The sequence below is a fragment of the Exiguobacterium sp. R-39 genome (assembly GCF_049942815.1).
Classification (GTDB): domain Bacteria; phylum Bacillota; class Bacilli; order Exiguobacteriales; family Exiguobacteriaceae; genus Exiguobacterium_A.
Genome location: NZ_CP187965.1, coordinates 25,769 through 35,000, shown reverse-complemented (window position 1 = coordinate 35,000; position 9,232 = coordinate 25,769). Strand labels below are relative to the sequence as shown.

Below are 9,232 nucleotides of genomic sequence, written 5' to 3'. Positions count from 1 at the left end.
AGCTAAGGGTGCATAATAAGTGCGGTCGAGAGGACTTGAACCTCCACAGTGTTGCCACCACTAGGCCCTCAACCTAGCGCGTCTACCATTCCGCCACGACCGCAAATTATGCTATTTGATGTTTCTTATATGAAAAAATTGGAGCGGAAGACGGGATTCGAACCCGCGACCCCGACCTTGGCAAGGTCGTATTCTACCACTGAACTACTTCCGCATAAATATAAATGGTACGGGTGAAGGGACTTGAACCCCCACGTCAAAGACACTAGATCCTAAATCTAGCGCGTCTACCAATTCCGCCACACCCGCATAAAAAAATGGTGTGTCATGCAGGATTCGAACCTGCGACCCTCTGATTAAAAGTCAGATGCTCTACCAACTGAGCTAATGACACAAATAGTATGAAGTTAAAAATAAAATGGGGCGACTGATGGGAATTGAACCCACGAATGCCGGAATCACAATCCGGTGCGTTAACCACTTCGCCACAACCGCCATATTAAGATGGTGCCGGCAACAGGAGTCGAACCCGCGACCTACTGATTACAAGTCAGTTGCTCTACCAGCTGAGCTACACCGGCAGGTGTAATGGTGGCTTTGGACGGAATCGAACCGCCGACACGAGGATTTTCAGTCCTCTGCTCTACCGACTGAGCTACAAAGCCATACTAAAAAGTTTCGGTAAATAAAAATGGCGGTCCTGACGGGATTCGAACCCGCGATCTCCTGCGTGACAGGCAGGCATGTTAACCGCTACACCACAGGACCGTGGTAACTTGACGACTTCTATAATACTATATCAATCAGTCAAAATTGTCAAATACTTTATTAAAAAAGTATGCCTGGCAACGTCCTATCCTCACAGGGGGAAGCCCCCAACTACTTTCGGCGTTCAAGTGCTTAACTTCCGTGTTCGGCATGGGAACGGGTGTGACCACTTGGCTATCGTCACCAGACGACGGGCTCGCGCCCTCAAAACTGAAGTCATCAACAATGCATCTGCTAGAACAAGGCCTCGACCGATTAGTATCACTCAGCTCCGCATGTCGCCATGCTTCCACCCGTGACCTATCTACCTCATCGTCTCTGAGGGGTCTTTCTTGATTACTCAAAGGGAAATCTCATCTTGGAGGGGGCTTCATGCTTAGATGCTTTCAGCATTTATCCCGTCCGCACGTAGCTACCCAGCGATGCTCCTGGCGGAACAACTGGTACACCAGCGGTGCGTCCATCCCGGTCCTCTCGTACTAAGGACAGCTCTCCTCAAATTTCCTGCGCCCACGACGGATAGGGACCGAACTGTCTCACGACGTTCTGAACCCAGCTCGCGTACCGCTTTAATGGGCGAACAGCCCAACCCTTGGGACCTACTCCAGCCCCAGGATGCGATGAGCCGACATCGAGGTGCCAAACCTCCCCGTCGATGTGGACTCTTGGGGGAGATCAGCCTGTTATCCCCAGGGTAGCTTTTATCCGTTGAGCGATGGCCCTTCCATGCGGAACCACCGGATCACTAAGCCCGACTTTCGTCCCTGCTCGACTTGTAGGTCTCGCAGTCAAGCTCCCTTCTGCCTTTGCGCTCTACGAATGATTTCCAACCATTCTGAGGGAACCTTTGGGCGCCTCCGTTACTGTTTAGGAGGCGACCGCCCCAGTCAAACTACCCGCCTGACACGGTCCTCCAGCCGGATGACGGCTGCGAGTTAGAGACTCTATGCATGAAGGGCGGTATCCCAAGGGTGACTCCTCCGAAGCTGGCGCTCCGGTCTCGACGTCTCCCGCCTATCCTGTACATCATGCACAAAGCCTCAATATCAGGCTGTAGTAAAGCTCCATGGGGTCTTTCCGTCCTGTCGCGGGTAACCTGCATCTTCACAGGTACTATGATTTCACCGGGTCTCTCGTTGAGACAGTGCCCAAATCGTTACGCCTTTCGTGCGGGTCGGAACTTACCCGACAAGGAATTTCGCTACCTTAGGACCGTTATAGTTACGGCCGCCGTTTACTGGGGCTTCGGTTCAAAGCTTCGCTTGCGCTAACCCATCCCCTTAACCTTCCAGCACCGGGCAGGCGTCAGCCCCTATACGTCATCTTGCGATTTAGCAGAGACCTGTGTTTTTGCTAAACAGTCGTTTGGGCCTATTCACTGCGGCTCTACTCATGTAGAGCGTCCCTTCTCCCGAAGTTACGGGACCATTTTGCCGAGTTCCTTAACGAGAGTTATCCCGCGCGTCTTAGAATTCTCATCCCGCCTACCTGTGTCGGTTTACGGTACTGGCACCTTCCACCTCACTAGAGGCTTTTCTTGGCAGTGTGAAATCGTGACCTTCGTCCCTACGGGACTCCGCATCGTTCCTCGACTTTGGTGCCTGACGGATTTGCCAATCAGACGGTCTCGAAACTTACACATGCACTTCCATCCGCATGCGTCACTATCCTCCTGCGTCCCCCCATTGTTCAAACGGTGGATCGGTGGTACAGGAATATCAACCTGTTATCCATCGCCTACGCCTTTCGGCCTCGGCTTAGGTCCAGACTAACCCTGAGCGGACGAGCCTTCCTCAGGAAACCTTGGGCTTTCGACGGAGGGGATTCTCACCCCTCTTTTCGCTACTCACACCGGCATTCTCACTTCCAAACGCTCCACTGCTCCTTCCGGTACAGCTTCACAGCGGTTTGGAACGCTCCCCTACCATTCCTTACGGAATCCGCAGCTTCGGTGGTATGTTTAGCCCCGTTACATTTTCGGCGCGGCGCCACTCGACTAGTGAGCTATTACGCACTCTTTGAATGGTGGCTGCTTCTAAGCCAACATCCTAGCTGTCTAGGCAGCGCCACATCCTTTTCCACTTAACATACACTTTGGGACCTTAGCTGGCGGTCTGGGCTGTTTCCCTCTTGACTACGGATCTTATCACTCGCAGTCTGACTCCCGAGTATAAGTTGCCGGCATTCGGAGTTTAACTGAATTCGGTAACCCTGTGGGGGCCCCTAGTCCAATCAGTGCTCTACCTCCGGAACTCTCAACCTCGAGGCTAGCCCTAAAGCTATTTCGGGGAGAACCAGCTATCTCCAGGTTCGATTGGCATTTCACCGCTACCCACACCTCATCCCCGCACTTTTCAACGTGCGTGGGTTCGGACCTCCAGTCAGTGTTACCTGACCTTCATCCTGGACATGGGTAGATCACCTGGTTTCGGGTCTACGACAACGCACTATGGCGCCCTATTCAGACTCGCTTTCGCTACGGCTCCGCCTCATCAGCTTAACCTCGCGCGCTATCGTAACTCGCCGGTTCATTCTACAAAAGGCACGCCATCACCCATTAACGGGCTCTGACTACTTGTAGGCATACGGTTTCAGGATCTATTTCACTCCCCTTCCGGGGTGCTTTTCACCTTTCCCTCACGGTACTGGTTCACTATCGGTCACTAGGGAGTATTTAGCCTTGGGAGATGGTCCTCCCGGATTCCGACGGGGTTTCACGTGTCCCGCCGTACTCAGGATCCACTCTGGAGGGAAAACAGTTTCAGCTACAGGGCTGTCACCTTCTTCGGCCGGCCTTTCCAGGTCGTTCGCCTACTGTCTTCCTTTTTGACTCCGTATAGAGTGTCCTACAACCCCGGAGAGCATGCTCTCCGGTTTGGGCTGTTCCCGTTTCGCTCGCCGCTACTCAGGGAATCGCATTTGCTTTCTCTTCCTCCGGGTACTTAGATGTTTCAGTTCCCCGGGTCTGCCTCACGCTACACTATGTATTCATGTAACATGTCCCATCCCATTACGGATGGTGGGTTCCCCCATTCGGAAATCCTCGGATCAAAGCATACTTACTGCTCCCCGAAGCATATCGCTGTTCGTCGCGTCCTTCATCGGCTCCTAGTGCCAAGGCATCCACCGTACGCCCTTCATACCTTGATCTAGCATTTTGGTATTCTAAGAACACACGTCTAATGACATGGTTATAAAAATTTGATGTCTTGTTGATGTCTTCAGTTTTCAAGGTGCGAGTGTCTCTTGCGAGACTGAGAGACGAGCTCTCAAAACTGAACGATGGGCATGTCCCGTAAGGGACGTTTTCCTTAGAAAGGAGGTGATCCAGCCGCACCTTCCGATACGGCTACCTTGTTACGACTTCACCCCAATCATCTACCCCACCTTCGACGGCTGGCTCCTTGCGGTTACCTCACCGGCTTCGGGTGTTGCAAACTCTCGTGGTGTGACGGGCGGTGTGTACAAGACCCGGGAACGTATTCACCGCAGTATGCTGACCTGCGATTACTAGCGATTCCGACTTCATGCAGGCGAGTTGCAGCCTGCAATCCGAACTGGGAACGGCTTTCTGGGATTGGCTCCACCTCGCGGTCTCGCTGCCCTTTGTACCGTCCATTGTAGCACGTGTGTAGCCCAACTCATAAGGGGCATGATGATTTGACGTCATCCCCACCTTCCTCCGGTTTGTCACCGGCAGTCTCCCTAGAGTGCCCAACTAAATGCTGGCAACTAAGGATAGGGGTTGCGCTCGTTGCGGGACTTAACCCAACATCTCACGACACGAGCTGACGACAACCATGCACCACCTGTCACCCTTGTCCCCGAAGGGAAAACTTGATCTCTCAAGCGGTCAAGGGGATGTCAAGAGTTGGTAAGGTTCTTCGCGTTGCTTCGAATTAAACCACATGCTCCACCGCTTGTGCGGGTCCCCGTCAATTCCTTTGAGTTTCAGCCTTGCGGCCGTACTCCCCAGGCGGAGTGCTTAATGCGTTAGCTTCAGCACTGAGGGGCGGAAACCCCCCAACACCTAGCACTCATCGTTTACGGCGTGGACTACCAGGGTATCTAATCCTGTTTGCTCCCCACGCTTTCGCGCCTCAGCGTCAGTTACAGACCAAAGAGTCGCCTTCGCCACTGGTGTTCCTCCACATCTCTACGCATTTCACCGCTACACATGGAATTCCACTCTTCTCTTCTGTACTCAAGCCTTCCAGTTTCCAATGACCCTCCCCGGTTGAGCCGGGGGCTTTCACATCAGACTTAAAAGGCCGCCTGCGCGCGCTTTACGCCCAATAATTCCGGACAACGCTTGCCACCTACGTATTACCGCGGCTGCTGGCACGTAGTTAGCCGTGGCTTTCTCGCAAGGTACCGTCAAGGTACGAGCATTACCTCTCGTACTTGTTCTTCCCTTACAACAGAGTTTTACGATCCGAAAACCTTCATCACTCACGCGGCGTTGCTCCATCAGACTTTCGTCCATTGTGGAAGATTCCCTACTGCTGCCTCCCGTAGGAGTCTGGGCCGTGTCTCAGTCCCAGTGTGGCCGATCACCCTCTCAGGTCGGCTATGCATCGTCGCCTTGGTGGGCCATTACCCCACCAACTAGCTAATGCACCGCAAGGCCATCCCAAGGTGACGCCGGAGCGCCTTTCATCATCAGACCATGCGGTCTGAAGAACTATTCGGTATTAGCTCCGATTTCTCGGAGTTATCCCAATCCTTGGGGCAGGTTCCTTACGTGTTACTCACCCGTCCGCCGCTCATTCCCTTCACTTCCCTCCGAAGAGTTCCGTGAGCTTCCTGCGCTCGACTTGCATGTATTAGGCACGCCGCCAGCGTTCGTCCTGAGCCAGGATCAAACTCTCCATAAAGTGTTTGACTTGCTCGTTGTTGTGACTAGATGTCACATTGACGAAGCTTGCGCTTCATTCATTGTTTGTATCCGAAGATACGTTTTTTGCCTCATCGTTCAGTTTTCAAAGTTCGTCCGCGCCTGTTTTGGCGACTCAATTAGAATACCAAGTCTGAAACAATAAGTCAACAACTTTTTGAAAGAAATTTTTTCTTGTTTCCGGCAGTGCGCTCATCCTCTTAAGGACAAGAATTAATATACCACGATAATTACAACCTGACAACTCTTTTATTAAATTAATTTTAAAAAGAAGATAAAAGAAGGCTACCTCCCCATTACTAGGCGGTAGCCTTCCTCTTTTTTCATTATAAGCGAACAGTCGGTAGCGAGACACGTCGTTTCTTCGCTTCTCTAATATAGAAGTAATAAACGGATTCAGCCAGCTTCATTTGAGCTTCGAGATCACCGTAGTCATCGTAACTGATTTCAAGCAAACGGCGTTTCATCAAGTAGTTTTCTTGTGCCTGCGCCAGTTCCCGAAGAAAACGTTCATCATATTCGCTCCGGATTTTTTTCCGAAACCAATTCATAACTCGCGTCTTCCCTCCATGGCACGGGATAACGTTACTTCATCCGCGTACTCTAAATCACCACCGACCGGAAGACCATGGGCAATCCGGGTAACACGAATACCCGTCGGTTTCAGCAGTCGGGAAAGATACATGGCTGTCGCTTCCCCTTCAATGTTCGGATTCGTTGCCAAAATGATTTCTGTAATGGCTTCATCCGCCTGCAAGCGCGTCAATAAGCTCGATACATTGATATCTTCAGGACCGATTCCTTCCATTGGACTGATTGCCCCGTGTAAGACATGGTACAACCCTTGATAGTCCCGCATCTTTTCCATCGCGATGACATCCCGTGAATCTTGAACGACACAAACGATTGTCCGGTTACGGTGTTTATCAGAACAGACGTAACATGGATCTTTATCTGTGATATTCCCACAAATGCTGCAGTACGAAATATCACGCTTTGCGCTTACAAGGGCCTTTCCGAACATCAGCACATCGTCTTCTTCCATATCAAGGACATGGAACGCAAGACGGACAGCCGTTTTCGGACCGATTCCTGGTAACTTCGTAAAACTTTCGATTAAGCGGCTGATTGCTTCAGGATATTGCAATTCGTTTCCCCCTACAGTTTAAAACATTCCCGGCATGTTCATTCCTTGTGTAAATTTACCCATCTTACTCGAAACGAGTTCATCCACTTTTTTCAAAGCATCATTCGTAGCCGCTAGAACGAGATCTTGAATCATCTCAACATCGTCCGGATCAACGACTTCTTCTTTAATGATGACATCGATGATATTTTTATGACCATCTGCTACGACTGAGACCATTTCGCCACCGGCCGTTCCTGTCACCGTCAAGTCCTTTAACTCTTCTTGCGCTTTCGCCATATCTTTTTGCATCTTTTGCATTTGTTTCATCATATTGTTCATATTCCCCATACCACGCATAATTCTTCCTCCTCTAACTGAAATTAGTCTTCGAATTCTACGATATCACCAAATCGTCCGAGCGTCTCGGACAACAATCGATCTTCTTCCGATTCGACTGCCACTTCTTTCTCTTCTATATTACTACTATTTCGTTTCGCAACAAACTCTGCTTTTAGTTCTTTCCAGTCATTATCGAGAATCGCAAGAATTTGACGTTTGACGCCACAGACCTCAAACAACGCTTCTTCAATGACGAAACGCGTCCGTTCGTTGGTCATGACCTGTTCAAAGTGCCATCCTTTTCCGTTATCGAATTCAATCAGCAACGTATCCTCTGAGCACAAGACCGGTTTACTTTCGTGTACCAAAGAATAAATCGGACCATCTTGTTTCAGAATCAATTTCAAAATGGCATCCCAACGTTCTTGAATCTCAAGAAGCTGCGTCTTCTCTGCACGGCTCAACATTTGCCGAATTCTTTCCTTCGCAATCCGTACTGTCGGTCGGGCTTGTTTTCGCTTAACGGGCTGTTGGGCAGGGGCTCCTTCGGCAGCCGGGACTCCGGTCACTTTTAACTGATGCATCTGTTCCTTCAGTTCCCGTACCTCTTGTTGCAAACTTTGCATGATTTGTCCTGTCGTCCGTCCTTGTTCCGCGATCTGAATGAACGCAATCTCGACTAGAACACGGGGATGGTTCGTCAAACGCATCTGCTGCTGGCAGTCATGTAACTGTTCAATGACGTGGAAACATGTTTCTGTCTCGATCGTCTCGACGAATGTCTTGAACGCTTCCGTCGGTCGAGCCCGTTCCAGTAAATCAACTGCTGTCGGAGACGTTTTGAGTAGCAATGTATCACGATAGAAAAACACCAAATCTTCAACGAAACGCTTTAAGTCTTTTCCTGCACGTTGCATTTTTTCAAGCGTCTGCAACAACTGGTCGACTTGATGAGCTTGCAGGGCATTGGCGACCGCGAGCAATGCTTCATCCTCGACCGCACCCGTCACTTCTAATACGGCATCATCATTTAAGTCTCCATTTGAAAAGGCAACTGCTTGATCGAGCAGACTTAATGCATCCCGCATTCCGCCATCCGCAGCCCGGGCAATCAATCGTAACGCCGTTTCCGTGTAGCCGATCGTTTGATCCGACAAGATGTACTGCATCCGTTCCATTAATTGATCCACTTCATGCCGTTTCACATCAAAACGTTGGCAACGTGAAATAATCGTCGCCGGAATTTTATGCGGTTCTGTCGTTGCCAGGATGAAAATCGCATGTGCCGGCGGTTCTTCCAATGTTTTTAATAACGCATTGAAGGCACCGGTCGATAACATATGGACTTCATCGATGATATACACTTTGTACGCTGCTTCCGATGGCGGATATTTGACCTTATCCCGGATTTCACGGATTTCATCAACACCGTTGTTGGACGCGGCATCGATTTCAAATACATCAGGACTTGATCCTTCTGTAATCGCCCGACATGTCGGACATTCGTTGCATGGTTCATTTACAGGCGCTTTTTCACAGTTGATTGCCTTCGCAATGATTTTTGCCAGACTTGTTTTCCCCGTCCCCCGTGGTCCAGAGAACAGATAGGCATGTGACATCCGTTCTTCCATCAAGGCGTTTTGAATCGTCCGGGTAATGTGGGCCTGTCCGACGACTTCATCAAAACGTTGCGGCCGGTACACCCGATATAATGCTTGATAGGCCAAGTTTGCGCCTCCTCTATTTATAATCCTCTTTCTATTCTACCTAAAAAAGTCTACAACCGGAACCGGCTGTAGACTTGTTATCTAAAATTAAACTGCCGCGCACCATATTCTGAAATAGGTTCAACATGCGTTACTCACGCAGCCTGCTCAGTCCAAGCACTCCTGCGGCACACAGAGAGCACCACTTAAGGCTGCTTCCTTCCGGACCTGACCTGGTTCATGGGTATCTGTTGCGCAGGACTCAAACGTCAACGCTACTTACGTAAGGCAGACCACACCAATCCTATCCCTCGATATGGAATTCAGTCTCGCTATAGCGGATTGCGAGTGACAGGGAACCGCTACATCCCCACCTAGCACGGCAAATGGTTT

General features: G+C 50.4%; 4 protein-coding genes, 9 tRNA genes, 3 rRNA genes and 1 other RNA gene (1 of these 17 only partly in view). All 17 read right to left on the bottom strand.

What is annotated here, in order from left to right:
* Positions 1 to 12 (bottom strand) — tRNA-Arg (locus tag ACP26N_RS00200) (it extends 62 nt beyond the left edge of the window).
* A gap of 8 nt (positions 13 to 20) precedes the next feature.
* A tRNA-Leu gene (locus tag ACP26N_RS00195) sits at positions 21 to 103 on the bottom strand.
* 36 nt (positions 104 to 139) lie between these two features.
* Positions 140 to 214, bottom strand: a tRNA-Gly gene (locus ACP26N_RS00190).
* 11 nt (positions 215 to 225) lie between these two features.
* A tRNA-Leu gene (locus ACP26N_RS00185) sits at positions 226 to 309 on the bottom strand.
* Between the two features lie 9 nt (positions 310 to 318).
* Positions 319 to 394, bottom strand: a tRNA-Lys gene (locus ACP26N_RS00180).
* 25 nt (positions 395 to 419) lie between these two features.
* Positions 420 to 495 (bottom strand) — tRNA-His (locus tag ACP26N_RS00175).
* A gap of 10 nt (positions 496 to 505) precedes the next feature.
* Positions 506 to 581: transfer RNA gene (locus ACP26N_RS00170), tRNA-Thr, on the bottom strand.
* Positions 582 to 589: 8 nt separating this feature from the next.
* A tRNA-Phe gene (locus tag ACP26N_RS00165) sits at positions 590 to 665 on the bottom strand.
* A 27-nt stretch (positions 666 to 692) separates the two neighbouring features.
* Positions 693 to 768 (bottom strand) — tRNA-Asp (locus ACP26N_RS00160).
* Positions 769 to 840: 72 nt separating this feature from the next.
* Positions 841 to 956, bottom strand: a 5S ribosomal RNA gene (gene rrf, locus ACP26N_RS00155).
* 47 nt (positions 957 to 1,003) lie between these two features.
* Positions 1,004 to 3,918: ribosomal RNA gene (locus ACP26N_RS00150) — 23S ribosomal RNA — on the bottom strand.
* A 165-nt stretch (positions 3,919 to 4,083) separates the two neighbouring features.
* Positions 4,084 to 5,645, bottom strand: a 16S ribosomal RNA gene (locus ACP26N_RS00145).
* The 16S, 23S and 5S rRNA genes sit together here with 9 tRNA genes alongside, the layout of an rRNA operon.
* A 346-nt stretch (positions 5,646 to 5,991) precedes the next feature.
* Positions 5,992 to 6,216, bottom strand: a complete 225-nt coding sequence (locus ACP26N_RS00140) for a YaaL family protein (RefSeq protein WP_026827023.1) — start codon at positions 6,214 to 6,216, stop codon at positions 5,992 to 5,994.
* Positions 6,213 to 6,812, bottom strand: coding sequence for a recombination mediator RecR (recR, locus tag ACP26N_RS00135; RefSeq protein WP_012368933.1), 600 nt, complete (start codon positions 6,810 to 6,812; stop codon positions 6,213 to 6,215). The genes ACP26N_RS00140 and recR overlap by 4 nt, the downstream gene beginning before the upstream one ends.
* An 18-nt stretch (positions 6,813 to 6,830) precedes the next feature.
* Positions 6,831 to 7,151, bottom strand: a complete 321-nt coding sequence (locus ACP26N_RS00130) for a YbaB/EbfC family nucleoid-associated protein (RefSeq protein ID WP_012368932.1) — start codon at positions 7,149 to 7,151, stop codon at positions 6,831 to 6,833.
* A 23-nt stretch (positions 7,152 to 7,174) separates the two neighbouring features.
* Positions 7,175 to 8,860 carry a DNA polymerase III subunit gamma/tau gene (dnaX, locus tag ACP26N_RS00125; protein ID WP_426354390.1) on the bottom strand — a complete coding sequence of 562 codons (1,686 nt, stop codon included), beginning with the start codon at positions 8,858 to 8,860 and terminating at the stop codon, positions 7,175 to 7,177.
* A 95-nt stretch (positions 8,861 to 8,955) separates the two neighbouring features.
* Positions 8,956 to 9,222, bottom strand: an RNA gene (gene ffs / locus ACP26N_RS00120) — signal recognition particle sRNA large type.
* Positions 9,223 to 9,232 lie beyond the last annotated feature (10 nt).

Coding starts and splice junctions, on each gene's coding strand:
- ACP26N_RS00130 (WP_012368932.1), bottom strand. CDS start 7,151: ATGCGTGGTATGGGGAATATGAACAATATGATGAAACAAATGCAAAAG.
- ACP26N_RS00140 (WP_026827023.1), bottom strand. CDS start 6,216: ATGAATTGGTTTCGGAAAAAAATCCGGAGCGAATATGATGAACGTTTT.